Source organism: Zwartia panacis (assembly GCF_030410395.1).
GTDB classification, from domain to species: Bacteria; Pseudomonadota; Gammaproteobacteria; order Burkholderiales; family Burkholderiaceae_B; genus Zwartia; species Zwartia panacis.
Genome location: NZ_JAUHHF010000003.1, coordinates 346342 through 371344 on the forward strand (window position 1 = coordinate 346342; position 25003 = coordinate 371344).

Sequence of the window (25003 nt, forward strand, 5' to 3'; positions counted from 1 at the left end):
GGACTTAAAGGACTTAAAGGACATAGAGGACTTATGGCTTGGCGGGCTGAAAACGCTGTAAGGCCACCAACACCTGGCGCGTTGTGAGTGGACGGCCCGCCAGGTGTTCCGACAAGCGTTCGCGCAAAGAAGCACGCAGAGCTGGTTCGCCCTGAGGATCGTCAAAATCGGGCTCTTCGGCATCCAGACCGTAGCCTGTTTCCTTGAGCAAAATCCATTCGAAACGCCTGAGAGCCCCCGCCGCAGGCTGACCCGCTGCGAGTCGCTGCAACGCAAGCACATACGCATCAAACAAGCCGGGATGTGGATCCTCGCGGGGTAATAAACGGAACAACAATTCGTTCATATACCAGCAAGACATCATGGCGGCCCCGGGCAATGCATGCACGCCCGCACATTCTGCGCGCGTGAGCGTTTTGATTTCACCGGAGCCCGTCCATGACAAAAGCAGCGGCTGAAACACCGAGAGGGCAGGCCTGAGCACAGAGTGTGGTCGTTTGGCGCCTTTGGCCACCATGCTGACCCAGCCATGGTCTCTGGAAAACGCCTGGACGATCAGAGAGGTTTCTCTCCAGGGTGTCGCATGCAACACATATCCCGGAGTTTCAAGGACACGAAGAACGCGTCTACTCATATCCCAAATCGCGCAGGCTGCTCTCTTTTTCAGCCCAGCCTTTTCGAACCTTGATATAAACCTCAAGGTGCACGGGTTTATCCATCAGCTTGGCCATATCCTGGCGCGCCTCCGAGGCGATGCGCTTCATGTGGCTACCGCCCGCACCCAGCAATATGGGGCGATGGCTGTCGCGCTCGACAATCACGCAGGCGTTGATGTGCGCGCCCTTGGCGGTTTCTTCCCATTGCTCGATCACAACCGTGCAACCGTAGGGCAGCTCATCACCCACCAGTCGAAAGATTTTTTCACGAATCAGCTCTGCCGCGATAAAGCGCATCGGACGATCGGTCAGTGTATCGGCATCGAAAAACGGCTCATTTTCAGGCAAGCGTTTAGCGACTTCATCGAGCAACTGATCAAGCTGATGGCGTTTGGTCGAGCTCACAGGCACCACGGCATCAAACTTGAACTGCGAGGCGATATTGGCCACAAACGGATACAGCTCGTCACGATTTTTAAGCTGGTCAATTTTGCTGATGACCAGAATAGTGCGCTCAGGATGATGCAACAGCGACAAAAGTTTGGCGTCACCCGGCGACCATTTGCCCGCCTCGACGACAAACAAAACGACATCCACATCGGCGAGCGTCTGTGTGACCACCCGGTTCATCATCTTGTTCATCGCGCCGCCATGGCGCGTCTGAAAGCCGGGAGTATCCACGAACACGAACTGCTCATGTTCCCGCGTGAGCACACCCTGGATTCTGTGGCGCGTCGTTTGAGCCTTGCGGGACACAATTGAGATTTTGCTACCGATGAGCGCATTGGTCAGTGTTGACTTGCCGACATTCGGTCGTCCGACAACAGCGACAAAACCGCAGCGATAGGGAATGTCGGTTGAACTGGCTGAAGGTGTTGTTTCGATGTTTTCTGTCATTTAAGTTCCTGAGCAACCGCAACCGGCAGCGTCAATTGTGCCGTTTTGCGCGCCCGGGTTGAACGCTTTTTAACTGGAGCGGGACTGGCAGTCTCGGCAGCCTCGAGCGCGAGTTTGGCGGCCGACTGCTCTGCGGCACGACGACTGGAACCTGGAGCCGTGACCTTGATCTCAAGAGAAGGGATCGAACACTCAACCTCGAACTGCTGACTATGGGCCGCACCATGGGTCGCCACCACGCTGTAGAGAGGCAAGGCGAGCTTGCGGCTCTGGAGAAACTCTTGCAGCAAAGTCTTGGCATCCTTGCCAAGCGTCAATGGATCCACACTCGCGAGGATAGGCTTGTACAGGCGCTCAATCAGCTCTTGAGCGGCATTGAACCCACCATCGAGATACACCGCGGCAAGTATGGCTTCGAAGGTATCGGCCAAAATGGAAGGCCGTCTGAATCCACCGCTTTTAAGTTCACCCTCCCCTAATCGGAGGTACTTGGACAGGTCAAGTTTTTGTGCAATATCGGCGAGAGAAGCTTGCTTGACCAGGTTGGCACGCACGCGCGATAGATCACCTTCATCCAGCGTACCGTAGTGGTGGAACAGCAAGGCGGCTACCGCCATGTTCAAAACCGAATCACCCAGAAACTCCAGGCGCTCGTTGTGACGGGCACCATGGCTGCGATGCGTCAGCGCCTGCTCAAGCAATGCAGGTTTAACGAACTTATATCCAAGCGAAGTCTCAAGAGAGGACAAGGGCATGTAGCGGTTGACATAAAACGAGTGACAAGGATCTGGTCAACTTAATGGAAGGAACCGATACGGCTGAGATTTCCAAAGTTCATCCAGATAAAGAAAGCTTTACCGACGATATTCGCCTCGGGGACAAAACCCCAAAATCGACTGTCCAGGCTGTTATCGCGATTGTCACCCATCATAAAGTAAACGCCCTCAGGTACGGTGCAACGAATGCCATTTCTGAGATATTCACATTTTTCACGATATGGAAAGCTTGAAGTAGGCCCCAAATCCTGCCATCTTCGCTCATCTAGCAATATCTGATGTGGCTTTTCACCCAGATACTCTGTGAACTGTGCCGTATACGCCACACGATCTGGCTCAAAATACTCACCATCACGCTTGCGAGGCACTTCTTTTCCATTGATATAAAGACGCTTGTCGAGGTAAGCGACCTCATCCCCGGGCAAACCGACCACGCGCTTGATGTAATCCACGGAAGGATCGACTGGGTAACGAAACACCATCACGTCACCGCGCGCTGGTTCGCCCAGCGAAATGACTTTTTGATTGAGTACAGGCAAACGCAAGCCATACGAAAATTTATTCACCAGAATCAGATCGCCGTTTTGCAAGGTGGGCAACATCGATCCCGAGGGGATGCGAAAAGGTTCAACGATGAAAGAACGCAATACAAAGACAAACAAAATCACAGGAAAAAAACTTGCGCCATACTCGACCCACCAAGGCTGTTTTCCAAGATCGGCTCGAAGCTGCTCCTCGCGGCTACGCTTTTCTTCCTCGGGCAAAGCCGACCAGCTTGGTCGAGCCAGCTCGATTGCCTGCATCATGCGCGCATGACGTTTTTGTCTCAGCGAAAATTTATCGATCGTCCAGATCACACCCGTGACCACAAGCGCGATAAACAAAATCAGGGCAAAGTTCCAGCTCATCAGTTCAACCTTGCTTAAACATTATTTGTCATCAACCTGCAAAATCGCCAGGAAAGCTTCTTGAGGAATTTCGACACTACCGACTTGCTTCATGCGCTTTTTACCGGCCTTCTGCTTTTCAAGCAGTTTTTTCTTGCGGCTGATATCACCGCCGTAACACTTGGCTAGAACGTTTTTACGCAGGGCCTTGACGTTTTCACGGGCGATAATTTCCGCACCGATCGCGGCCTGAATCGCCACATCGTACATCTGACGCGGGATGAGCTCGCGCATACGGGACACCACTTCGCGGGCACGATAACGCGCATTGGAGCGGTGGCAAATCGTCGACAAGGCATCGACTTTGTCGCTATTGATCAACAAGTCGACCTTGACCACATCGGCGGCCCGGTATTCTTTGAACTCGTAATCCATCGAAGCATAACCACGCGACACGGACTTCAGCTTGTCGAAGAAATCGAGCACGATCTCGGCGAGCGGGATTTCATAATGCAGGTGCACCTGGCGACCGTGATAGGTCATGTCGAGCTGAACGCCACGCTTGTTGTTACACAAGGTCATGACCGTGCCCACGTATTCCTGGGGCATGAACAGCGTGACCGTCACGATAGGTTCGCGCACTTCGATATATTTGCCAACCTCGGGCATCCGTGATGGACTTTCGATATGGATGACCGAGTTGTCCCGCAACACCACCTCATACACCACCGAAGGCGCGGTTGTGATGATGTCCATGTCGAACTCGCGCTCGAGTCGTTCCTGGACAATTTCCATATGGAGCAGGCCCAGAAAGCCGCAACGGAAACCAAAACCAAGCGCCTGCGATACCTCTGGCTCGTACATGAGCGCGGAGTCATTGAGCTTGAGCTTCTCAAGAGAGTCGCGTAACTGATCGTACTCGCTACTTTCGACGGGATAGAGACCAGCGAAGACCTGGGGCTTCACCTCTTTGAATCCGGGCAGAGGCTCGGTGGCTGGCTTGGCCAGCAAGGTAATCGTGTCACCCACCTTGGCATCGGCCAGCTCTTTGATCCCGGCGATCACAAAACCTACTTCGCCTGCCGAGAGGTGTTTACGCGGCTCAGACTTGGGTGTGAACACCCCAACCTGCTCGCATAAGTGGATGGCGCCCGTTGCCATGAAGGAAATTTTATCTTTGGGCTTGAGCACGCCGTTGATCACGCGAATCAGCATGACCACGCCAACATAGTTATCAAACCATGAGTCGATAATCAAGGCTTGTAGGGGTGCCTCGGGATCACCCTTGGGAGCAGGAATGCGGGCGACGACGGCCTCGAGGATATCGTCGATCCCCATGCCGGTTTTAGCGCTTGCCAAAATCGCGTCCGTGGCGTCAATCCCGATGACTTCCTCAACCTCGGCACGCGCGCTCTCCGGATCGGCCTGGGGCAAATCCATTTTATTGAGAACAGGTACGACCTCTACGCCAAGTTCGATCGCCGTGTAGCAGTTCGCGACCGTTTGAGCTTCAACGCCTTGAGAGGCATCGACGACCAGCAACGCGCCCTCGCAAGCGGAAAGAGAGCGACTGACCTCGTAAGAGAAGTCGACGTGTCCGGGCGTATCAATCAGATTGAGGTTGTAAATCTTCCCGTCCTGCGCTTTGTAGTGCAGAGCAGCCGTCTGGGCCTTGATGGTGATGCCCCGTTCGCGCTCGATATCCATGGAGTCAAGCACCTGCGCAGACATTTCACGATCAGCCAGTCCTCCGCAGCGCTGGATCAGTCGATCCGCCAGGGTGGACTTGCCATGGTCAATGTGGGCAATGATGGAGAAATTGCGAATATGCTGCATAACACCTGAAAAGTAAGCGGGCTAGCAAGCAAAAAGGGGCGCTCTGCGCCCCTTTTGCGGCAAACCGCTATTCTAGCCGTTCTTGAGTCTATTTGGCGGGAGTCACTGCGACCCAGCGGGTTTGATCCCCTGTTCGGACCATCAACCCGACAGGACGGGACTTGTCCACACCGGCGATCACCTTGGCGAACTGCTCGGGACTCGTAATGTCACTGTCGTTGGCAGCCAAGATAATGTCACCCTCGGCGATTCCTGCCGTGGCTGCAGGTCCGGAAACGCTTGTCACCTGGACACCACCTTTGATGCGAAGTTTTTTCTGCGCATCCGCGGCCACCGGCACGACGGACATTCCCAAAACTTCAGTTTGAGCCGTTGCAGGCTTGTCCTTGGGAGCGGGGGCCTCGGCTGTGCGCTCTGCCTTGAGTTCCGTGACAGTCACATTGAGTTTGACAGTCTTGCCTTTACGCCAGACCTCGACAGGTGATACTGAACCTGGCTTGGTTTGACCCACAAGTCGCGGCAAATCAGACATTCTGGTGATCGTTTTACCGTCAAACTTCAGGATCACGTCGCCTGGCAAGATACCGCCTTTTTCAGCCGGGCCGTCAGGCTCAACACCGCTCACGAGCGCGCCTTCGGCTTTGGGCAAGCCGATCGCCTGAGCGACATCCTTGCTGACTTCACCGATTTGGACACCGATGCGACCACGTGTGACGCGGCCGGAGGCCTTCAGCTGGTCGACGACTTGCATCGCTTCATCAATCGGGATGGCCAGGGAAATTCCCATAAAGCCGCCACTGCGGGAGACGATCTGGGCGTTGATACCGACCACCTGTCCCTCGAGATTTAACAAAGGACCACCCGAGTTACCAGGGTTGACCGCGACATCGGTCTGAATGAAGGGTAAATAATCACCCGTCTCGCGACCCAGTGCGCTGATGATGCCCGAAGTCACTGTCGACTCCAGCCCAAAAGGCGAGCCGATCGCCAACACCCACTGACCTTTTTTCAAAGTCTTGGCGTTGCCAATTGGCAGAGTGGCCATGCCTTTCGCATCAATCTTGAGTAAAGCCACATCGGTGCGCTGATCACTTCCAACTACCTTGGCCTTGAACTCGCGGCCATCGGTCAGCGTGACAAAAATATCTGTCGCATCCGCCACCACATGATGGTTCGTGAGCAAATGACCATCTTCCGAGATAAAGAAACCAGAGCCTACGCCGCGTGGAACGGAGCGCTCTTCTGGCTCAGCGCGTCGTCCGCGTGGACCTTGCTGGGGACCTTGGCGCCCACCAGGTGGCACAAAATCAGGGCCGAAAAAATGACGAAACAATTCGTAAGGGTCCTGTCCGGGGGCGCCACCCGAACCCGCACGCGAAGAGACTTTGGCTGTCGTGCGAATATTCACCACGGCTGGTTCAGACTTTTCAACAATGGCCGTAAAGTCTGGCAATCCAGCATTGCGCGCTTGTGCAGGCGTGACATGCAGGCCACCGAGCAGCAATGCCATGGCCACCATCAATGTGCTCGCGATGCGACGCATGCGAACAACAGGCTGATACAGATATAAGTGTGACTGATCTTGCATCATGAACTCCGATTTAAACATCCCGGCTCGCTGCTGACGCCAGGTTAGCGCGCAGACGTCGAGGGGACGTATTGAATTGACTGAGCCAACTGTTCAAGGGTTGCGGCCGGCACTTCACCCAGAACGGTCAACCAGAAGTTTGCTACTTTGATCCCGAAGATATTCACTGAGCCACTACGCGCAGCGCCTTGGGGTTCATACTCAGACCGTTCTGGCAAATAAGGTTCAATAAAAATTGAAATTGTTGCGAGACCATCTGATAAAACGAGTTGATTGACTCGCTTGTCATCGGAAAAAACTCTCTCGAGCTGCGAGGTCGGCACATAGCCCGCAGGGGCTGCAATCCTCCAACCTTGCGCAAATAAATCCACTTTCGAATGTTGCGCGCGGACAGTCCGCCAATCGGTTGTCGTCCAAGTTGGTGCGAGCATCGCCTCGGTAATGTCGGCTCCGATCGCGACTTGCGTAAATGCGACTTGCTCGATCACCACACCATCATGTCCGACCATCTGTGCTTTGAGCAACAAATTCGATTCAAGATCTGCGCACAGCCGATAACCATATCGATGGGTGTCGCGCGGTGTAATTTCTATGCCGCGACAAGGTCGACCCGCGATACGCAAGACCTCGGGGGCAAGTCGCAAACTATAATTTTTTTCCAATGATTGCGCGTTGTTGAGCAACAGACCGGGGAAACGGTCACCGCGTTGACGCTCAAGCAAAACGAGCTTGCGATCAGGCATCAAGCCTTGCACTTCATCATTGAAACGCAAATATTCACGCGGTGCGCCGTCAAGAACTTCGATACGCTCTTTCTCATTTTTTCCATCGAAAAAATGTGTAATGCGCGAGGACTCGAATCGCTCACCTTGCTGAAAAGCGAACACACCCACATAGTTCAGCGTACGTGCCGCATGCTGGATTTGTCGCACGATTTGTCCGACATCAGACTGGTCCGTTTGTGGCGAAGCAACTTGTTGACTGGCAGTGGATGCCGCTTGCGAAACATTTTGAGCCAATGCCGTTTGGTTCAGTGCGCCCGCACTCACCAGCATGAAGGACAAAGCATACCCAACCGCGCGCGACATTACCGCATAGCTCCGAAGGAAACCTGACGAACATTCGCCGGACCTGAAATTTCGCGATGCGTATTGACATAGTCACGGACAACAGGCGCATTGAAAGCGACTTCACTGGCACGCACTGGGGCAACGTTTGTGACCTCGGCGACCTGTTCAGCGGGAGAGGAAAGCTCTGGCAACAAAAATGGCTTGGCGACCCAAATCACCGATGCTACGGCTGCGGCCATGGCAACACCTGGCCAAACGGTTCGCCCCCAAAATCTCGCATGCGTTTTGCCAGGACGGTTGATTCTTGTGGATTCGTTAGGAGCAGGCTTGGCTGTCGCGATGATCGGTGGTTCATTTGCGAGAGCGAGAGAAATACGTTTTTGCAAGGAGTGCGTAGCAGGTAGAGCCAGCTCCGGCGTACGCAGGGTGTCGCCGATCAGGTGGTACAAATCCCAAGTGGCTTGCCCTTGAGGTGACAATAACTGCTCTGGCATGCCAGTCTCTGCATCGCCGTCCATCCAGGCTGAAATCGCTTGCTGCGGCTGTTGGGTTGACTGATTCATGTTCGAGATCTCGTTAGATTGTTTCATCGTTTGAACTCCTCACCAGCGTCGATCGCCGGTATCACCCAGCAAGGGACGCAGTCGTGTTGCGATGGCCTCGCGGGCCCGAAAAATCCGGGACCGAACCGTGCCAATCGGACAACTCATACTTTCAGCAATATCTTCGTAACTCATACCGTCGATCTCACGCATCACAATCGCATTGCGTAATTCTTCGGGCAAATCATTAATAGCCTTGTTCACGGTATCCGCGATCTGGCGACTCGCCATCTCTGATTCCGGGTTGCTACTGTCTGTTAGGTTGTCAGTTGCGTCAAAAGTTTCACCTTCTTCGTTTTCTTGTGCGGAAGGTGTACTTGGACGACGATTATTTTGAGCCAGCCAATTGCGGGCTGTGTTGATCGCGATACGGTAAAGCCATGTATAGAAAGCACTTTCACCTCGAAACTGAGGTAAAGCGCGGTAGGCTTTTATAAAGGCTTCCTGAGCCACATCCTCGATTTCACCGGGATCACGAATCATGCGCGACAGTAAGCGCATGATTTTTCTCTGATATTTCAGCACCAACAGGTCAAATGCCTGTTTGTCTCCGCGTTGTACGCGCGCCACCAATTCGGCGTCTACGTCGCGTTCACTCAAGCTGCATCCCCTTTTGAATGACGACCCGACCCCTCAAGCTGACGAGCCGCTTCAAGTGCGACCGCATGGAAAGCCAGCGGGCTCAGGCACTGCCTCCAGACCACCACAATGAGGGTCTGAGACTTGTTATGGGGACGATTCTGCAATTTCAAACCCAGGCTTAGTCCAAAAAAATGATGCCAACGCTGACTGACAATAACCTCTATGCTATCAGTCAGGCGAGCGTCTTTTGAAAAAAACGACAATTGCCACGGTTTTTCAGAATAAACATGCAGAATGCGATCTTGAGTGGCTTTCCCGTCCTTCAGGCGCCCGAAAAAATGCACTAAAAAGGGGATCGTTGCCAAAGAGTACGCGAGCCAGACATTCCACTCCATCCAGAGAGCGGACGTGACAAATGCCCAAGCCGCCACACTCAGCAGGCCGAGTTTGAGTGCCGCCACCCAGCCGGGTTGAGTGAGCGGGACCAGCAAACCTGACGATGAAGACGGATTCGTCAAATACGACGAACGGCCATGGAGCCGTTGGTACCACCAAATCCAAAGGAGTTGGAGAGCGCGACATCAATCTTGAGATCCCGCGCGGCATTCGCGCAGTAATCCAGATCGCACTCGGTATCCTGATTGAAGATGTTGATGGTGGGAGGTGAAATCTGATGATGTACGGCGAGCGTGGCAAAAACAGCCTCGATACCGCCGGCCGCGCCCAACAAGTGACCCGTCATGGACTTGGTGGAGTTGACCACCAGTTTTTTAGCGTGATCACCGAAAGCGAGTTTGAGCGCCTCGGTTTCGTTTTTGTCACCAAGCGGGGTAGAGGTCCCGTGTGCATTGACGTATTGCACCTGATCTGGGTTGATACCACCGTTACGCAAAGCATTCACAATGCCACGACGCGGACCGTCACGATCGGGAGCCGTGATGTGATGCGCGTCACTGCTCATACCATAACCAGCAAATTCGCCATAAATACGGGCACCACGCTTTTTGGCGTGCTCGTACTCCTCGAGGATCAAGACACCAGCGCCCTCACCCAGCACGAATCCATCACGGTCCCGATCCCAGGGGCGGGACGCCGTGGTCGGATCATCGTTTCGTTGAGAAAGTGCACGCATCGCAGCAAAGCCGCCGATGCCCAGAGGAGAAACCGTTGACTCGGCACCGCCAGCCATCATGACATCGGCATCGCCATATTCGATCATGCGGGCAGCGTCACCGATAGAATGCAAGCCGGTGGTACAAGCCGAAACAACGGCGTAAGACGGGCCCTTGAAGCCCAGCATGATGGAGAGCTGCCCCGAAATCAGATTGATCAGGGAAGCGGGAACGAAAAAGGGTGAAATGCGTCGGGGTCCACGCTCGAGATACTCGGTCTGAGTCTCCTCGATGCGCTGCAAGCCGCCGATACCGGAACCCACGATCACACCCACACGCTCAGCATTGGCCTCGGTGATTTCCAGACCGGAATCCTTCCAGGCCTGCATGCCAGCCGCAATACCATAATGGATGAACGTATCCATTGTCCGCGCCTCTTTGGCGGGAATCAGCTGGGTAATGTCAAACCCTTTCACTTCGCCGGCAATATGGGCATTGAACGCACTTGGATCAAAGCGTGTGATCCGTCCGATGCCAGACCGACCGTTAACGATATTGTCCCAGGCAGTGGCGATATCGTTGCCCACTGGGCTCACAATGCCAAGACCTGTAATCACGACCCGTCGCTTCACGGAGCACTCCTCAAATATGATAATGGCGGCCAAGAAACCTGACGCACCGAGTCGGGAGCCCAAAGCCCCGACCCTGCGATACAGATTGTCCTAACCGCCTGAACCTTGAGCGCATGATCCTTGCGGGATGCGCAGTGCTTACGAACGGATTGCCTCCGTTTGTAAGCAGACAAAAATTACTTGGAATTGGAAGTGATGTAATCGACGGCCTGTTGAACGGTCGTGATTTTCTCTGCTTCTTCATCCGGAATTTCGGTCTCGAACTCGTCTTCGAGTGCCATGACCAGCTCAACCATGTCGAGCGAATCGGCACCGAGGTCGTCAAGAAAGGAAGATGCGTTCTTGATCTCGGCTTCATTAACGCCAAGTTGTTCAGCGACGATCTTTTTGACGCGCTGTTCGATGCTTTCCATGCAAATCTCCAAAGGGGAAAAGTCCGGCGAATTATAGCCAACCGGGAGAAAAAAACCTATTACATGTACATGCCGCCATTGACGTGCAATGTCGTGCCTGTGATGTAGCCTGCGTGAGGTGACGCCAAAAACGCCACCGCGTGCGCGATATCGCTGGCCGAACCAAGTCGTCCAAGCGGAATTTGTCCCAAAAGCGCCGTCGTTTGGCCCTCGTCCAGCGTGCTGGTCATGTCTGTTTCAATGAACCCGGGCGCCACGCAATTGACCGTGACGCCACGACTACCCAGCTCACGAGCCAGCGCGCGACTCATGCCGGCGACTCCGGCCTTCGCTGCCGCATAGTTCGCCTGACCGGGGTTTCCACTCGAGCCCACCACGGAAGTGATGTTGATAATGCGTCCCCAGCGCGCCTTCATCATGCTGCGCATGACACCGCGTGACAAGCGAAATACCGCACTGAGGTTGGTTTGCAACACGGCGTCCCAGTCTTCGTCTTTCATGCGCATGGACAAGTTGTCGCGCGTGATGCCGGCGTTGTTGACCAGAATGTGCGGACCACCCGATTCTTTGGCCAAAGCATCCAGCAAAGCCTCACAACCCGCCACATCGGTCACGTTAAGCACAACGCCCCGGCCGCCGTGCGAAGCCAGCATTTCCGTCACGCCAGCCGCCCCCGCTTCGGTCGTTGCCGTACCAATCACGATCGCACCACGCGATGCCAGTTCGAGGGCAATCGCGCGACCAATTCCGCGCGACGCACCCGTGACGAGAGCGACTTTATCTTTAAGGTCCATGACATTCATCCTTGAGCTTTTCGTTAGGCAGCCGACAGCGTATCCAGGGCGGCTTGCATCGACTCTGGGTCTGTCACCGAGAGCGCCACCAGGTCCGGGTCAATGCGTTTGACCATTCCTGTCAATACCTTGCCTGGACCGCACTCGACCACATGGGTGATGCCCTGGCCGCGCATGGCCTGGATGATCTCCACCCAACGCACAGCATGCCAGGCCTGACGCACCAAAGCATCCCGGATCTGCGCAGGATCCTGCACAATCGCCACATCGACGTTGTTAATGACGGGAACCTGAGGAGCAGAAACCTCCACGGACGCGAGAGCCCCTTGAAGCACCTCAGCGGCTGGTTTAAGCAAGCTGGAGTGAAACGGAGCGGAGACAGGCAAAAGCATCGCGCGTTTGGCGCCTGCCGCCTTGGCAGTCTGAATGGCGCGCTGCACGGCTTCGGCGTGTCCGGCGATCACCACTTGCGAGGGCGCATTGAAATTCACGGCCTCGACCACTTGTCCTTGGGCGGCCTCGGCGCAAGCCGCGCGCACCGCATCATCCTCCAAACCCAAGACAGCAGCCATGGCGCCCGTGCCCACAGGCACAGCCGCCTGCATCGCATCCGCGCGAATACGCACCAGACGCACCGCATCAGCCAGGGACAAAGAGCCGGCAGCCGTCAATGCGGCATATTCACCCAGACTATGTCCCGCCATCAAAGAGGCCACCGGACCTCCGGCCGCACGCCAAGCCTCGAACATCGCGACACCGGCGGTCAACATGGCTGGCTGCGTGTTGGTTGTCAGATTGAGCTGTTCAACCGGGCCCTCGGCCATCAGTTTACCGAGATCCTCTCCCAGCGCGGCGCTCGCCTGGGCAATGACTTGCATGGCGGCAGGATGACCTGACCAGACATCCATCATGCCAACGGACTGGGAACCTTGACCAGGAAATACGAACGCAAATTTCATGATGTCGCTGTGCAAAAATAATTGAAACATGGATAACTGAACATTACTACATCAGTGTCTTTAAGTACTGTTACATACGTACCAGTACCGAACCCCAGGTAAACCCGCCTCCAACACCTTGCATCAACACAAGCTGACCGGGCTGGATTCGGCCATCCCGACGTGCGACATCGAATGCCAGAGGGATACTCGCGGCTGAGGTATTGGCATGCTGATCGACCGTGATGACAACTTTCTCGACAGGAATGTCCAGCTTTTTAGCCAAAAACGTCAAGATTCTCAGATTGGCCTGGTGTGGAATCAGCCAGTCGATTTCAGACAGGGCGACACCCGCTTGTTCGGTCACTGTCCGTGCCGAGCGATCAAGAACCGTCACAGCTTGCTTGAACACCGCTTGGCCGTCCATACGCAAAAACGGATCACCCGTCACCTGTCCAAAAGCGACATTACCCGCGGCGCACAAAATATTCATCTGGCTACCATCGGCATGCAGCTCGGCGCCCAGGATCCCGGGCGCATCGCTGGCCTTGAGGACGACCGCACCCGCACCATCACCGAACAACACGCAGGTGGAGCGATCGCTCCAGTCGAGAATGCTTGAAAAAACTTCGGCACCAATAATGAGTGCGCAGCGCGCGCGTCCGGCACGGATAAAACTGTCAGCTGTGGTCAATGCGTACACGAAACCGCTGCAAACTGCCTGCACGTCAAACGCGGCAGCACCCTTGTTGCCCAGATTGGCTTGCACCAGGCATGCCGTGCTGGGAAAAACAAAATCAGGGGTTGAGGTCGCCACAATGATCAGATCGACTTCGCCCGCCTCAACTCCCGCATCGGCAAGCGCGCGGCGAGCCGCCTCAGTTGCCAGTGCGCTCGTAGTCATCCCCTTGTCGGCAAGATGGCGCTGACGAATACCGGTACGTTCCGTGATCCACTGATCCGAAGTTTCAATCTGACGTGTCGCCAACTCCGCAGCCAGGTCGTCATTGGTCACAACGCGCGGAGGCAAAAAACCGCCTGATCCAACGATGCGCGCAAAAGGCTTGACCTGGGTCATTCGGAATCTCCCGATTGAGTCGAAGACACTGCTTCGACTTGTGAATTTGTTAATTTGGCAATCGCCTCGGCTGTTCGCTTGAGCAAACCTGTCTGCACCGCTTCGCGTGCACGCTCAAGTGCGCATCCAAATGCCACAGCATCCGCGGCACCATGACTCTTGATCACTACGCCACGCAATCCTAGCAAGGCGGCCCCATTGTATTGACGATTATCGACACGACGCCGAAACTTCGCCAGAACGGGCATCGCAATCAAACCCAATAATTTAGTGAAGATGTTGCGGCTGAATTCCTCGCGCACCATGACCGACATCATTCGTGCCACACCCTCGGCAGACTTGAGAGCGACATTGCCTACAAAGCCATCGCAGACCACCACATCGACCGTGCCCTTGAAAATATCGTTGCCCTCGACATTTCCATAAAAATTGAGCGTACTTTGGCGCAGTAACTCTGCAGCCTGCTTGACGATGTCATTGCCCTTGATGACCTCTTCACCAATGTTGAGCAGTCCAACAGAGGGAGAATGGTTCACATCGCCCGCCTGTGCGAGTGCAGTTCCCATAATGGCAAATTGCAGTAGGTGTTCCGCAGTGCAATCAACGTTAGCGCCCAAATCCAGCATCGTTGTCGTGCCGCCTTTTTGGTTCGGCAACGCCGAGGCGATTGCAGGCCGATCAATGCCGAAAAGTGTTTTCAGAACGTAGCGGGAAATCGCCATCCAGGCGCCGGTGTTACCAGCCGAAATACACGCATCAGCACGACCATCCTTGACCGCCTGAGCCGCCACGCGCATGGATGAGTCTTTTTTGCGACGCAAAGCGACTTCGACGGGATCATCCATCGTTACGACTTCAGTGGCCGCAACGATCGAATAACGATCGGATGACACATCCGGATAACGCTTTGCACAAACGGAAACAGCCTGCTCGATTTCCTCGGGCAGGCCCACCAAAAGCAAATGCGTATCAGCGTAGCGTTGTGCGAAAGCAAACGCAGCGGGGACAGTGACGGGGATACCCTCGTCACCACCCATACAATCTATCGCGATGCGAATTACGGTAGCCACGTGATGATGCAACGTAGCGCGCTTAGACGAGGCGCGCCTAGACGAGGTCAGAGCCCGTCAGCCGCGTTTTATTCGTCAGTCTTAGTCTTGAGAACCTTGCGACCACGATAGAAGCCTGTCGGGCTAATGTGGTGACGCAGATGTTGCTCGCCCGTGTTCGGCTCAATAGCCGTTGGGGGATTCACTAAAAAGTCGTGCGAACGGTGCATACCGCGCTTGGACGGGGATTTTTTATTTTGCTGAACAGCCATGACAACTCCTGTGGATTGGCGAATTGTACGCCAACCATCTTGATAACAACTACTGACCCTTGGTTTTGAGCTGACTCAACACCGCGAACGGCGAGAGAGGCTCTTCCCTACCAGCTTCTTCATCGGCTTGTGCATCCAAATCGGCTGTTTCCGGACACACTTCGTGCCTCGGAACGTAGGGAACATCTAAAATCAACTCATCTTCTACTAAATCGCACAAGTCAAACTTGGGCGAGCCTACAATCTTTTCTGGACGGTCGAAATCGTCGTCCTCGATTTCTTCATCGTCGAGGTCAGACTCACGCCGAACCAACTCGAACACCGTTTGCCGATTCACAGGAAAAACGAGTTCACCTAAACATCTCTGGCATTCCAGCACCAAATTGGCCTGTATCCTCACAACCAACTCGGACTTGTCGTCTTTGGTACGACGGCCTTCAATCTCGTAGCGCACAATCCCGGGAACGGTTGGTGGACCATCGAGAACACCGAGCTCAGATACGGGCTGTTCAGGCAAGCCCTCAAGCAAGCGACCCAGTCTGTGCACACTGAAGGCACCTTTCAACACCTGACCACGGCGCGCGAAATCAAACGCATCGACGACGGGTGGAGCACTCAACCGGAATGCGGCATTAAAATCTTCTGACAAAATTGCTTGCCTCAAATCTCTTGGCAAAGTTGCTTGCCACAAAGCGCTTATAAACCGCACCAAAAATGCAGCAAAGCAAGAGATAATAGCGTGTTTACCCCTGTATCGTCAATTTCAAACCGACTGAAACAACAGTGATCCACCCTCTTATTCTCGCCTCAAGCTCTCCGTACAGAAAAGAACTTCTTTCCAGGCTAAGAGTTCCTTTTTTCACGGTATCTCCCGATGTGGATGAAACTCCTTTGCCTGGCGAGACACCGCATACACTGGCATGCCGCCTAGCCCGGGCCAAAGCGCAAATTATCGCGGCCAAGTATCCGGGGCATATCGTCATCGGTGCCGATCAGGCTGCATCGCTCAACGGACAACCTCTTGGAAAACCGGGTAATCGAGCAGGCGCGCAACGCCAGCTCAGAGCATTGTCCGGTCAGTCCGTCATTTTTCACAGCGCCATGTCAGTGGCGCTTGGCCATCGCATCCAAACAGTCGACGTTCCCACAACCTGTGTTTTTCGGACGCTCTCGGACGCTGCCATCGAGAAGTATCTGGATATCGATGCCCCTTACGACACAGCGGGCAGCGCCAAAGCGGAATCTTTGGGGATTGCTTTGATGCAAAGCATGGAAAGCACAGACCCGACCTCCATTATTGGCCTCCCCCTGATCGCGTTGACACATCTGCTCGCAGAATTTGGTCTCGATCCGCTTGAACATGCCGTTCAGGCGATTTCAACTTCTTCGGTTTCATCCCCTCATGCTGCCCGACCCTAAACAAACCCGACGTTCACCCCAAGGCGGCCTGGGCACGCTGCACCTCATTCCAGTCGGACTCGGCGAGGCCCCGATCGACCAGTGGCTCCCCGTGCAAGCACAGTCGCAAGCCGGGCACCTCAAGACCTACATTGTGGAAAACGCCAAAGTCGCGAGAGCCTTTCTCAAACTGACGCCACTCGTTCACCCCCTGCAGGAAGTTACGCTCCACGAGCTGAATACGCGCACGGAGGATACCAGCCTCGCACAGTGGCTCGCCCCTCTCAAAACGGGCCAAGATATCGGTCTGGTGTCGGATGCTGGATGCCCAGCCGTCGCAGACCCGGGCGCACGCGCAGTCGCTTTGGCCCATCAATGGGGGGCCACCGTCAAGCCCTGGGTCGGGCCCTCCTCCATCTTGCTGGGTCTGATGGCCAGTGGTCTGGATGGTCAGCGGTTTGCGTTTCATGGCTATGCGCCCGTCGAGCCTGCTGAACGCGCCAAACAACTCAAAGCCTGGGAACAATTGTCAGCCAAGCTCAAACAGTCTCAACTCTTCATAGAAACACCCTACCGCAACCAGGCAATGTTCTCGAGCCTCACGGAACATCTCAAAGGCAACACCAGGCTTTGCGTAGCCCGCTCTGTCACCACACAAGATGAATGGATACGCACCCTGACGATCGCACAGTGGAAAACCCAGCCAGCACCTGTGCTTGATAAACACCCAACCCTCTTTTTATTTCAGGCTGCCTGATGCATACGCTCGTTTCCGCAACAAGCACTTCTTGCAAACGTTTCAGCATTTTTTTGCTGGCTTTGCTGCTGTCGGGGTGCGCCTCGCAAGTCAGCGGTCCCTTGCGCTTTGATGACTCCATGAAATCACGCGGTCAGAGCGGCCGTATCGACATCATTGTGTTGCACTACACCGCTTCGACCAAACCCAGCGCACTCATGACGCTCACCAACCGGGATGTCAGCGCGCATTATGTTGTCACCGACGACAAACCTCCAATTGTCTACCGTCTGGTCAATGAGGACAAAAGTGCCTGGCATGCTGGTGAAAGCAGTTGGTATGGCAAGACATTCCTGAACCAGCGTTCGATCGGCATTGAAATTGTCCATCCCGGCTGGACAAAAAACAGCAACGGTGACAAGGGCATGCCCTACTCGGACACACAAATCGCCGCCGTCATCGAACTCACGCGCGACATCGCCAAGCGCAACAACATCTCACCGGAAAATATCGTGGGACACAGCGATATCGCCCCCATGCGAAAGATTGATCCCGGCCCCTCTTTTCCATGGAAAAAGTTTGCCCAGGCGGGCGTAGGCCGATGGTTCGACGAAGCGGCCGCAGCAAAATACGAAGCTAATTTCATTCGCACGGGCTATCCGGATGCGGGCTGGTTTCAGAAACAACTCAAACGCGTTGGTTATCAAGTCCCGGAATCCAATTACTTTGATGCGGGCACCTTGGCTGCGATTGGCGCCTTCCAGATGCATTACCGCCCTGATCGCGTCACAAGCAGACCCGATCCGCAAACAGCTGCGCGTCTGATGGCTCTACCGACGACAGGATCCGGCCTTTAAGCGTCGCCCGCTTGTGTAAGAGACGTTAAGAGGCGTGTCGTGATGGAGAAGCGTGTTTTAACCAAGCGCGTCGCACACGCCATGCCAATAAAACCGCAAGGACCGCGGCATAAATCAGCACGGTGTCAAAATCATTTTTGCCTTCTTTATGCCACCAATAATGAAGAATCGCCAAGACGCCGATCAGATAAATCAAACGATGCAGCTGCTGCCAGTGCCTGCCCAGGCGCCGCATCCAGCCGTGGGTGGAGGTAATCGCCAGCAGCGACATGGTTAAAAAGGCAGCGGCGCCCACCAGAATGAAAGGTCTTTTCCAGACGTCAGAGAGCATGGGGATCAATTCAAAGCTCTGATCCCACCAGGCCCAGGATAGGGCGTGAAGCGTGGCATAAAAAAAAGCAAACAATCCACACATGCGACGCCAGCGCAACAGCGCGGGCTGCTTGAGCCATTGACGTAACGGTGAAATGGAAAGTGTGACAAGTAGACACACCAACGTCCAGGTACCCGACGAACGCGTTAAAAACTCGACAGGATTCGCAGTCAGCGCATTTTGATAACCAAGCACCACCCATCTGATCAGCGGATAAAGACCCGCTAAAAAAACCAGTGGTTTGGCCCGGTCAATGGTTTTGACTGAAAGCGATGTCACGCTGAACTCAGTAGTTTTTACGCAAATCCATGCCTGCGTAAAGGGACGCCACTTCGTTGGCGTAGCCATTAAACATGAGTGTCTTACGCTTAGGTGAGAACACGCCATCTTCGCCGATGCGTCTCTCTGTCGCCTGACTCCAGCGCGGATGTGAGACCTCGGGATTCACGTTGGAATAAAAGCCATATTCCGATGGTTGGGACTGCTCCCAGCTTCCAACGGGCTGCTTTTCAAGCAGGCGAATGGTCACAATCGATTTGACCGATTTAAAGCCATATTTCCAAGGCACCACCATACGAACGGGTGCGCCATTTTGATTTGGCAAAACTTTACCGTACATACCCATGACCAGCATGGTCAACGGGTGCATGGCCTCATCCATCCGTAAACCATCGCGATACGGCCAGTCGATGGAACGGATCCGAACACCTGGCATGTTTTTAGGCTGAACGTCTGTTACAAACTCAACAAACTTTGCGTTCCCTGTTGGCTGAACTTGTTTGATCAGCTCAGACATCGAATAGCCAATCCATGGAATCGCCATCGACCAACCCTCGACGCAGCGCATACGATAGGTCCGGTCTTCAAGAGGAGCGAGTTTAAGCAAATCGTCGAGATCAAAAGTTTTGGGTGCCGCGCACTCGCCTTCCACGCGCACTTTCCAGGGCGTGGTTTGCATTTTGCTGGCGTACTTGACCGGATCGCCTTTGTCCATGCCAAATTCAAAAAAGTTGTTGTAAGTCGTCGCGTCTTTTTCTGGCGTGACGGGCTCCATCAACACATACTTCGATGAGCGCTGGGCATTCAGAGAGGCCAGGCTCGCGGCCGAACCCAGTAAAGGCCAGCCTGCAAGTGTTCCGGCAGCAACAGACGCTCCCGCGGCTTTCATCCACTGACGTCGGCTGGCCCAGACCTCTTCAGGCGTGATTTCACTGGCGTGTATGCGTGGGTAGCGGTAGACAGGCATGTGGGGCTCCAATATTTGGAATTCTGCTAGAGATTAAAACACACTTCAGGTGACTGAATCACGTATTCAAAGTGGGCTTAAGCAATCCGCTCACGCAACCACTGATGCAGGCTCGGCACATCAGCAGCGATGGTGTGATGCGGACAGGCTCTGAGCTCATGCTCAGGGTGAGCGCCATAGGCTACGCCGATTCCATGCACGCCTGCGTTGGCTGCCATGGTGAGGTCATGGGAGGTGTCCCCCACCATGACCATCTGGTCAGGCTCAACCATCAGCTCGTCGATCAGTTCCAGCAGCATGCCCGGATGTGGTTTACCAAAGGTCTCGTCAGCCGTTCGGGTTGCAGCAAAGGCGCCATGCAAGGCGGTGGAGGCAAGCGCACGGTTCAGCCCCACCCGACTTTTACCTGTCGCCACGGCAAGTGTGGCGCCCGCTGCCCGGAGATCACTCAGCATCTCCGGCACACCATCGAAGAGTTTAAGCTGCGTGTCCTTGGACAGATAATGATGGCGATAGCGCTCCAGAAACAAGGGTTCCATCGAAGCGGTTAAGTCCGGTACAGCACGTCTTAAGGCAGGCTCCAGCGACAGGCCTATCACCCAGGCAGCCTCTTGCGCCGTCGGAACGCGTAACTCTAGATCACGGCACGCTCCCTGGATCGCAGCGACGATGCTGTGTGTCGAGTCCATGAGTGTGCCATCCCAGTCAAACACAATCACTGAATAGGGCTTCATTTCGCCTCCAGCTTTTGGAGGATTTTCTCGCAACTCGGCGGTAGAGGCGCTTCGAGCACCATGGGCTCCTGAGTCAGGGGATGGGGCATTTCCAGTCGACAGGCATGCAAAAACATTCTTGAGAATCCTAGCTTGCTGAATTTGGCGCGTGTTTCGTCGCGTCCATATTTATCGTCACCCACGATCGGGAAACCGCTCGAGGCCAAGTGCACCCGTATTTGATGCGTTCGGCCGGTCCGAAGTTCGGCATCGACCAAACTATAGCCATCGAAACGTTTTAACGCACTGACAATCGTATGGGCGACCTGGCCTTCGGCCTCCACTTTGACCCGACGTTCGCCAGACTGCGTCGTCCACTTCACTAATGGTAAGCGGATGTGCTGGCGGGCATTGACCCAGTCACCCTCCACCAGGGCTAAGTAATGTTTTCTTCCGCCGCCTGTCCGGAACATTTCATGCAAGGACAGCAATACGTTTCTTTTTTTGGCAATAATCAATAAACCAGAAGTATCCCGGTCCAGACGATGCGCAAGCTCGAGAAACTTGGCTTCGGGACGCGCGGCACGCAATGCCTCAATCACGCCAAACGACACGCCGCTTCCGCCATGCACGGCGGTTCCTGCGGGCTTATCAATGACCAACAGGCCCTCATCTTCGAAAACAATGGGGAATTCGCTACCTGGAACAGATCTTTTCTCATCCGGGGCAGGTAAGCGCATGGGCGGCACGCGCACCACATCGCCGAGAGAGAGCCTGTCGTCGGGGGCGACCCGTCCTTTGTTGACACGCACTTCTCCGCCCCGGACAGCTTTGTAAATGTGGCTTTTCGGCACCCCTTTGCACAGGCGCATCAAAAAATTGTCCAGCCGCTGACCGTCATGCTCCTCGGTGACTTCGACCCAACGCACGGCGGGCGCAGAGTCATGCGTTTGGTTTAAATTTTTTTTAGGAGTCACTGGGGAATCTTTGCGCATCAGCAAAAGCGGCTTATAATCGGGCAAGCCTTAAAAGGGTTAAGAAAGCCGGGTTGTAACGCCTTGCAGGGGAGCGCTTGTTGAAAAGCAGCCGACCAGCGGCATTACGTGACCCTCCTTCGTAGAGATGCAGCATTTTGTTGCGTCTCCGTCGGGATCGCGCACTGCACTATTTTTGTATTGTACCGCTTGCTTTCTTGTCCTCTGGGTTGCTGGTCGTCGGCTTGACCGGGATGCCCTTCAGGCGCGTTGTTGCGACGTTCAAACGTTTCGCCCGCGCCGAAGATGTATGCCCCTTCTCGCCGCGCGCGATACTGAATTAAGAGCAAGATTAAAAGCAAGAAACCGTCGTATCCCTGCACCAGGCGTTTGACACATATCCGCCTGATGTTCACAGCATTTTTTTCGTCAACCACTTTTGTCAAACACTCTTGTGACCCTGACCCTCCTGCTGAATGAACCCCGCGCCCTAGGGCGCACAGTGCCGGTCTAAAGACCTTTTCTTCGTGCGTCCCAACAAGGGCGCGCGTCCTCTTTGCCTGCTTCAGTGTTTCGCAGCCAACAACGCGTGGCTGCGCGTCGATTTCCGGCGCGCCATTTAAATGGAGAAACTCTCTCATGAAGCGCATGCTGTTTAACGCGACGCACCAGGAAGAACTGCGCGTTGCAATTGTTGATGGGCAAAAGCTCATCGACCTCGATATCGAAATCGCCGGACGCGAACAGCGCAAAGGCAACATCTACAAAGGTGTCATCACCCGCATCGAGCCCGGTCTCGAAGCATGTTTTGTGAATTACGGCGAAGACCGCCATGGCTTCCTGCCCTTCAAAGAAATCGCCCGAAGCTATTTCAAAGAGGGTGTGGATGTCCGGACAGCTCGTATTCAAGACGCGCTGCGCGAAGGCCAAGAGCTGATCGTTCAAGTCGAAAAAGAAGAGCGCGGCAACAAGGGCGCAGCTCTGACCACCTTTATTTCCCTCGCTGGCCGCTATCTGGTGCTGATGCCCAACAACCCTCGTGGTGGTGGCGTCTCGCGTCGGGTCGAAGGTGAAGAGCGTCAGGAACTGCGCGAGGCCATGGATCAGCTGACGATTCCGCCCGGTATGAGCATTATCGCCCGCACCGCAGGTATCGGCCGCAACGCCGAGGAACTGCAGTGGGACATGTCCTACCTCATGCAGCTTTGGACGGCCATTGACGGTGCGGCCAAAGACAACCCGGCCCCTATCCTGATTTACCTCGAGTCAAGCCTGGTGATTCGCGCGATCCGCGATTATTTCTCACCTGACATCGGTGAAATCCTGATTGATACGGACGACATCGCTGACCAGGCGACTGCGTTCATGAGCGTTGTGATGCCTGACAATGTCGAGCGCGTCAAACGTTATCGCGATGATGTGCCCTTGTTCTCGCGCTTTCAGATTGAACATCAGATCGAGACGGCCTATTCGCGTACTGTCGATCTGCCTTCGGGCGGATCGATCGTGATCGACCACACCGAAGCGCTGGTCGCGGTCGACGTCAACTCCGCACGTGCCACGCGTGGTGCGGACATCGAAGAAACCGCATTACGCACGAACCAAGAGGCTGCCGACGAAGTCGCACGCCAATTGCGTTTACGCGACTTGGGCGGCCTGATCGTGATCGATTTTATCGACATGGAAGACACCAAGAACCAGCGCGCGGTTGAAAATCGTTTGCGAGATGCGCTGCATTTCGACCGTGCGCGTGTCCAAATGGGCAAAATTTCACGTTTTGGCCTGATGGAGCTGTCCCGCCAGCGGCTGCGTCCCGCCTTGAATGAAGGTTCACACATCACGTGTCCGCGCTGTAACGGCACGGGTGTGATCCGTGACGCCGAGTCGAGCGCGCTGCAAGTCTTGCGTCTGCTCCAGGAAGAAGCCATGAAGGAAAACACAGCAGCTGTGCATGCACAGGTGCCTGTCGATGTGGCGACTTTCTTGCTGAATGAAAAACGCTCTGACATCACCAAGATTGAGACGCGCCTCAAGGTCAATCTGATCCTGATTCCCAACCGTCACCTCGAGACGCCCCATCATCATATCGAACGGTTGCGTCATGATGATCCTCGTCTTGAAGACATCAAAACCAGCTTCGATCTGGTGGATGCCCCTTCGACAGACATGAGCTGGGCCCCCAAGGAACAAGAAGTCAAAGCCAAACCCGAAGCGTTAGTCAAGGGCATCACCCCTGCACAACCTGCCCCGGTTTCCTCGACTCCCGCCAAAAAAGCGGAAGCAGAGGCTAAACCCGGTCTGTTCTCACGCCTTTTCGGTTGGCTCTCAGGTGGATCTTCCTCGGAAAAGAAAGAAGAAGCCCCCAAGGCTAGTGATTCACGCGATCGCGGCCGTTCTGCCCAGGGTGACCGTCGCGGTGGAAATCGCGGTGGCCGTGGACGTCGTCCGGACAATCGCACAGACGGTCGTCCCGCCACCCCCGAGCTGACCGCCACGCCCGATCAACGTCGCGCCCCGAAAAATGACGAGCGCAGTGACCGCGCTCCTCAGTTGCGAGGCGAAACATCTGATCAAGGCGAAGACAGCCCACGCGGTAATCGTAACCGCCGTGGTCGTGGCCGACAGCGCCGCGAAGACGGTTCGGATATTCGCGCGGACCAAGTCGAAGGCGGCACCAACAACACGCAGGCAGTCGATGCTGCTGCGCCAAACGAGCGCCGCCCCCAAGCTCCACGCCCAACACCTTCCGTGAGTCAGCTGACAGAAGATCAAGCCCACCTGCAACAAGGTCTCGATCCTCAAGGACTCGCCGAGGACGAAGCAGATCAAGCTGATCCAGAACGCAAACGTCGCCGTCGCCGTAGCCGTCGTGGTCGTCGTACAGGCGATGAAGGGTCGAATCTCGAAGGCCGTGACGATCAGGCACAAGAGAACGAAGGTTTCGCTCACGTTTCCAGCACTGCGCTTTCCGGCGCACCTGTGAACTATGTCGAACCTGCCTCTGGCACAACATCAGTTGCGCCGACACCTTCGGCAGCGCCTGTCGCCACTGCGAATGCTGTACAAGCATCTGCACCGGCACCTGCACCTGCACCTGCACCTGCACCTGCACCTGTTCCGGTTCAAACCGCTCCGGTTGAACCTGCTCCGGTTCAACCCGCTGCTGTTCAGGTCGTGCCGGTTAGTGCTCCAACCCCTGCACCGGTACCCGCTCAGACCTACTCGGCACCGTCTGCTCCGATCGTGGTTCCCGCCACGCCGCGCGCCGACACTGCAACTCTGCACGCGATCGTGCAGTCGGCAGGTTTGCAGTGGGTTGAAAGCGATCCAGTTCGTGTCGCTCAGGCGATGGCAAATCAGCGTGTGGTGCCTGTCAAGCTTGGACGTGAACCCAAGCCTCAGCCCGTTGTTTCAAATACGCCCTTGATTCAGGTTGAAACCAACCGGCATTAAGAGTCTGTAAAAAGAAACGGCCCATCAATATTTTTGATGGGCCGTTTTAGTTTGCAAGAGATCGTTGTGCG

The 25003-nt window shown here is 55.0% G+C and carries 27 protein-coding genes; 5 read left to right on the forward strand and 22 right to left on the reverse strand.

The features are described from left to right. Window positions 1-31: 31 nt before the first annotated feature. From recO to QWY30_RS06495, 18 genes are all read right to left on the reverse strand, one after another. Entirely contained in the window at window positions 32-634 is a 603-nt protein-coding gene (gene recO, locus QWY30_RS06410) for a DNA repair protein RecO (RefSeq protein ID WP_290239305.1), read from the reverse strand. Beyond that, window positions 627-1553: a GTPase Era gene (era, locus tag QWY30_RS06415; protein ID WP_290239307.1), complete on the reverse strand. Its 927-nt coding sequence runs from the start codon at window positions 1551-1553 to the stop codon at window positions 627-629. Before era ends, recO begins: the two co-directional genes overlap by 8 nt. Then, window positions 1550-2308 carry a ribonuclease III gene (rnc, locus tag QWY30_RS06420; protein WP_290239309.1) on the reverse strand — a complete coding sequence of 253 codons (759 nt, stop codon included), beginning with the start codon at window positions 2306-2308 and terminating at the stop codon, window positions 1550-1552. Before rnc ends, era begins: the two co-directional genes overlap by 4 nt. 41 nt (window positions 2309-2349) lie before the next feature. After that, window positions 2350-3237, reverse strand: coding sequence for a signal peptidase I (lepB, locus tag QWY30_RS06425; RefSeq protein WP_290239311.1), 888 nt, complete (start codon window positions 3235-3237; stop codon window positions 2350-2352). A gap of 21 nt (window positions 3238-3258) precedes the next feature. Next, complete coding sequence (gene lepA / locus QWY30_RS06430) at window positions 3259-5052, reverse strand: translation elongation factor 4 (protein ID WP_290239313.1); 1794 nt, start codon at window positions 5050-5052, stop codon at window positions 3259-3261. A gap of 88 nt (window positions 5053-5140) precedes the next feature. Further along, window positions 5141-6640 carry a DegQ family serine endoprotease gene (locus QWY30_RS06435; RefSeq protein WP_435433370.1) on the reverse strand — a complete coding sequence of 500 codons (1500 nt, stop codon included), beginning with the start codon at window positions 6638-6640 and terminating at the stop codon, window positions 5141-5143. 44 nt (window positions 6641-6684) lie between these two features. After that, window positions 6685-7728 carry a MucB/RseB C-terminal domain-containing protein gene (locus QWY30_RS06440; protein WP_290239315.1) on the reverse strand — a complete coding sequence of 348 codons (1044 nt, stop codon included), beginning with the start codon at window positions 7726-7728 and terminating at the stop codon, window positions 6685-6687. Then, on the reverse strand, window positions 7728-8273 hold the full coding sequence (locus QWY30_RS06445) for a sigma-E factor negative regulatory protein (protein ID WP_290239316.1): 546 nt from the start codon (window positions 8271-8273) through the stop codon (window positions 7728-7730). Before QWY30_RS06445 ends, QWY30_RS06440 begins: the two co-directional genes overlap by 1 nt. 39 nt (window positions 8274-8312) lie before the next feature. After that, the gene (gene rpoE, locus QWY30_RS06450) at window positions 8313-8912 is read right to left on the reverse strand and encodes an RNA polymerase sigma factor RpoE (RefSeq protein WP_290239318.1); all 600 of its coding nucleotides are present in this window, start codon (window positions 8910-8912) and stop codon (window positions 8313-8315) included. After that, complete coding sequence (locus QWY30_RS06455; RefSeq protein WP_290239320.1) at window positions 8909-9412, reverse strand: hypothetical protein; 504 nt, start codon at window positions 9410-9412, stop codon at window positions 8909-8911. The genes rpoE and QWY30_RS06455 overlap by 4 nt, the downstream gene beginning before the upstream one ends. After that, entirely contained in the window at window positions 9409-10638 is a 1230-nt protein-coding gene (fabF, locus tag QWY30_RS06460; protein WP_290239322.1) for a beta-ketoacyl-ACP synthase II, read from the reverse strand. Before fabF ends, QWY30_RS06455 begins: the two co-directional genes overlap by 4 nt. 176 nt (window positions 10639-10814) lie before the next feature. Further along, entirely contained in the window at window positions 10815-11051 is a 237-nt protein-coding gene (gene acpP, locus QWY30_RS06465) for an acyl carrier protein (protein ID WP_259661820.1), read from the reverse strand. Window positions 11052-11110: 59 nt separating this feature from the next. Next, window positions 11111-11854: a 3-oxoacyl-ACP reductase FabG gene (gene fabG / locus QWY30_RS06470; protein WP_290239324.1), complete on the reverse strand. Its 744-nt coding sequence runs from the start codon at window positions 11852-11854 to the stop codon at window positions 11111-11113. A 14-nt stretch (window positions 11855-11868) separates the two neighbouring features. After that, window positions 11869-12804: an ACP S-malonyltransferase gene (gene fabD, locus QWY30_RS06475; RefSeq protein WP_290239326.1), complete on the reverse strand. Its 936-nt coding sequence runs from the start codon at window positions 12802-12804 to the stop codon at window positions 11869-11871. Between the two features lie 70 nt (window positions 12805-12874). Continuing rightward, window positions 12875-13861 carry a beta-ketoacyl-ACP synthase III gene (locus tag QWY30_RS06480; protein ID WP_290239328.1) on the reverse strand — a complete coding sequence of 329 codons (987 nt, stop codon included), beginning with the start codon at window positions 13859-13861 and terminating at the stop codon, window positions 12875-12877. Further along, entirely contained in the window at window positions 13858-14898 is a 1041-nt protein-coding gene (gene plsX, locus QWY30_RS06485; protein ID WP_435433371.1) for a phosphate acyltransferase PlsX, read from the reverse strand. The genes QWY30_RS06480 and plsX overlap by 4 nt, the downstream gene beginning before the upstream one ends. Window positions 14899-14999: 101 nt before the next feature. After that, window positions 15000-15182, reverse strand: coding sequence for a 50S ribosomal protein L32 (rpmF, locus tag QWY30_RS06490; protein ID WP_028816958.1), 183 nt, complete (start codon window positions 15180-15182; stop codon window positions 15000-15002). A gap of 49 nt (window positions 15183-15231) precedes the next feature. Next, complete coding sequence (locus QWY30_RS06495; protein WP_290239333.1) at window positions 15232-15831, reverse strand: YceD family protein; 600 nt, start codon at window positions 15829-15831, stop codon at window positions 15232-15234. Between the two features lie 134 nt (window positions 15832-15965). On the opposite strand from QWY30_RS06495, the gene QWY30_RS06500 reads away from it, so the two are divergent. The 3 genes from QWY30_RS06500 to QWY30_RS06510 are packed head-to-tail and all read left to right on the forward strand — an operon-like array spanning window position 15966 to window position 18173. Further along, window positions 15966-16601 (forward strand): Maf family nucleotide pyrophosphatase, encoded by a 636-nt coding sequence (locus QWY30_RS06500; protein ID WP_290239334.1) that lies wholly within the window; start codon window positions 15966-15968, stop codon window positions 16599-16601. Next, window positions 16585-17337, forward strand: coding sequence for an SAM-dependent methyltransferase (locus QWY30_RS06505; protein ID WP_290239336.1), 753 nt, complete (start codon window positions 16585-16587; stop codon window positions 17335-17337). Before QWY30_RS06500 ends, QWY30_RS06505 begins: the two co-directional genes overlap by 17 nt. After that, window positions 17337-18173: an N-acetylmuramoyl-L-alanine amidase gene (locus QWY30_RS06510; protein WP_290239338.1), complete on the forward strand. Its 837-nt coding sequence runs from the start codon at window positions 17337-17339 to the stop codon at window positions 18171-18173. Before QWY30_RS06505 ends, QWY30_RS06510 begins: the two co-directional genes overlap by 1 nt. A 25-nt stretch (window positions 18174-18198) precedes the next feature. Here QWY30_RS06510 and msrQ read toward each other — a convergent pair whose 3' ends face one another. The 4 genes from msrQ to QWY30_RS06530 all read right to left on the reverse strand — a co-directional run bounded on the left by msrQ (window position 18199) and on the right by QWY30_RS06530 (window position 21500). Beyond that, on the reverse strand, window positions 18199-18825 hold the full coding sequence (msrQ, locus tag QWY30_RS06515) for a protein-methionine-sulfoxide reductase heme-binding subunit MsrQ (RefSeq protein ID WP_290239340.1): 627 nt from the start codon (window positions 18823-18825) through the stop codon (window positions 18199-18201). Between the two features lie 7 nt (window positions 18826-18832). Then, window positions 18833-19792 (reverse strand): protein-methionine-sulfoxide reductase catalytic subunit MsrP, encoded by a 960-nt coding sequence (gene msrP / locus QWY30_RS06520; protein ID WP_290239342.1) that lies wholly within the window; start codon window positions 19790-19792, stop codon window positions 18833-18835. A gap of 77 nt (window positions 19793-19869) precedes the next feature. Next, window positions 19870-20526: an HAD-IIIA family hydrolase gene (locus tag QWY30_RS06525; protein WP_290239344.1), complete on the reverse strand. Its 657-nt coding sequence runs from the start codon at window positions 20524-20526 to the stop codon at window positions 19870-19872. After that, window positions 20523-21500 (reverse strand): RluA family pseudouridine synthase, encoded by a 978-nt coding sequence (locus QWY30_RS06530; protein ID WP_290239345.1) that lies wholly within the window; start codon window positions 21498-21500, stop codon window positions 20523-20525. Before QWY30_RS06530 ends, QWY30_RS06525 begins: the two co-directional genes overlap by 4 nt. Before the next feature lie 137 nt (window positions 21501-21637). On the opposite strand from QWY30_RS06530, the gene QWY30_RS06535 reads away from it, so the two are divergent. Next, window positions 21638-21823: a hypothetical protein gene (locus QWY30_RS06535; RefSeq protein ID WP_290239347.1), complete on the forward strand. Its 186-nt coding sequence runs from the start codon at window positions 21638-21640 to the stop codon at window positions 21821-21823. Window positions 21824-22118: 295 nt separating this feature from the next. After that, window positions 22119-24932 carry a ribonuclease E/G gene (locus QWY30_RS06540; RefSeq protein ID WP_290239349.1) on the forward strand — a complete coding sequence of 938 codons (2814 nt, stop codon included), beginning with the start codon at window positions 22119-22121 and terminating at the stop codon, window positions 24930-24932. The last annotated feature ends 71 nt before the right edge of the window (window positions 24933-25003 follow it).

Excerpts from the sequence above, each read along its gene's own strand:
- plsX (WP_435433371.1), bottom strand. The coding sequence starts at position 14,898 with ATGGGTGGTGACGAGGGTATCCCCGTCACTGTCCCCGCTGCGTTTGCT.
- QWY30_RS06480 (WP_290239328.1), bottom strand. The coding sequence starts at position 13,861 with ATGACCCAGGTCAAGCCTTTTGCGCGCATCGTTGGATCAGGCGGTTTT.
- era (WP_290239307.1), bottom strand. The coding sequence starts at position 1,553 with ATGACAGAAAACATCGAAACAACACCTTCAGCCAGTTCAACCGACATT.
- rpmF (WP_028816958.1), bottom strand. The coding sequence starts at position 15,182 with ATGGCTGTTCAGCAAAATAAAAAATCCCCGTCCAAGCGCGGTATGCAC.
- lepB (WP_290239311.1), bottom strand. The coding sequence starts at position 3,237 with ATGAGCTGGAACTTTGCCCTGATTTTGTTTATCGCGCTTGTGGTCACG.
- QWY30_RS06510 (WP_290239338.1), top strand. The coding sequence starts at position 17,337 with ATGCATACGCTCGTTTCCGCAACAAGCACTTCTTGCAAACGTTTCAGC.
- QWY30_RS06525 (WP_290239344.1), bottom strand. The coding sequence starts at position 20,526 with ATGAAGCCCTATTCAGTGATTGTGTTTGACTGGGATGGCACACTCATG.
- msrP (WP_290239342.1), bottom strand. The coding sequence starts at position 19,792 with ATGCCTGTCTACCGCTACCCACGCATACACGCCAGTGAAATCACGCCT.
- QWY30_RS06435 (WP_435433370.1), bottom strand. The coding sequence starts at position 6,640 with ATGCAAGATCAGTCACACTTATATCTGTATCAGCCTGTTGTTCGCATG.
- QWY30_RS06540 (WP_290239349.1), top strand. The coding sequence starts at position 22,119 with ATGAAGCGCATGCTGTTTAACGCGACGCACCAGGAAGAACTGCGCGTT.
- QWY30_RS06505 (WP_290239336.1), top strand. The coding sequence starts at position 16,585 with ATGCTGCCCGACCCTAAACAAACCCGACGTTCACCCCAAGGCGGCCTG.
- acpP (WP_259661820.1), bottom strand. The coding sequence starts at position 11,051 with ATGGAAAGCATCGAACAGCGCGTCAAAAAGATCGTCGCTGAACAACTT.
- rnc (WP_290239309.1), bottom strand. The coding sequence starts at position 2,308 with ATGCCCTTGTCCTCTCTTGAGACTTCGCTTGGATATAAGTTCGTTAAA.
- QWY30_RS06440 (WP_290239315.1), bottom strand. The coding sequence starts at position 7,728 with ATGTCGCGCGCGGTTGGGTATGCTTTGTCCTTCATGCTGGTGAGTGCG.
- QWY30_RS06445 (WP_290239316.1), bottom strand. The coding sequence starts at position 8,273 with ATGAATCAGTCAACCCAACAGCCGCAGCAAGCGATTTCAGCCTGGATG.
- lepA (WP_290239313.1), bottom strand. The coding sequence starts at position 5,052 with ATGCAGCATATTCGCAATTTCTCCATCATTGCCCACATTGACCATGGC.
- recO (WP_290239305.1), bottom strand. The coding sequence starts at position 634 with ATGAGTAGACGCGTTCTTCGTGTCCTTGAAACTCCGGGATATGTGTTG.
- fabD (WP_290239326.1), bottom strand. The coding sequence starts at position 12,804 with ATGAAATTTGCGTTCGTATTTCCTGGTCAAGGTTCCCAGTCCGTTGGC.
- fabG (WP_290239324.1), bottom strand. The coding sequence starts at position 11,854 with ATGAATGTCATGGACCTTAAAGATAAAGTCGCTCTCGTCACGGGTGCG.
- QWY30_RS06530 (WP_290239345.1), bottom strand. The coding sequence starts at position 21,500 with ATGCGCAAAGATTCCCCAGTGACTCCTAAAAAAAATTTAAACCAAACG.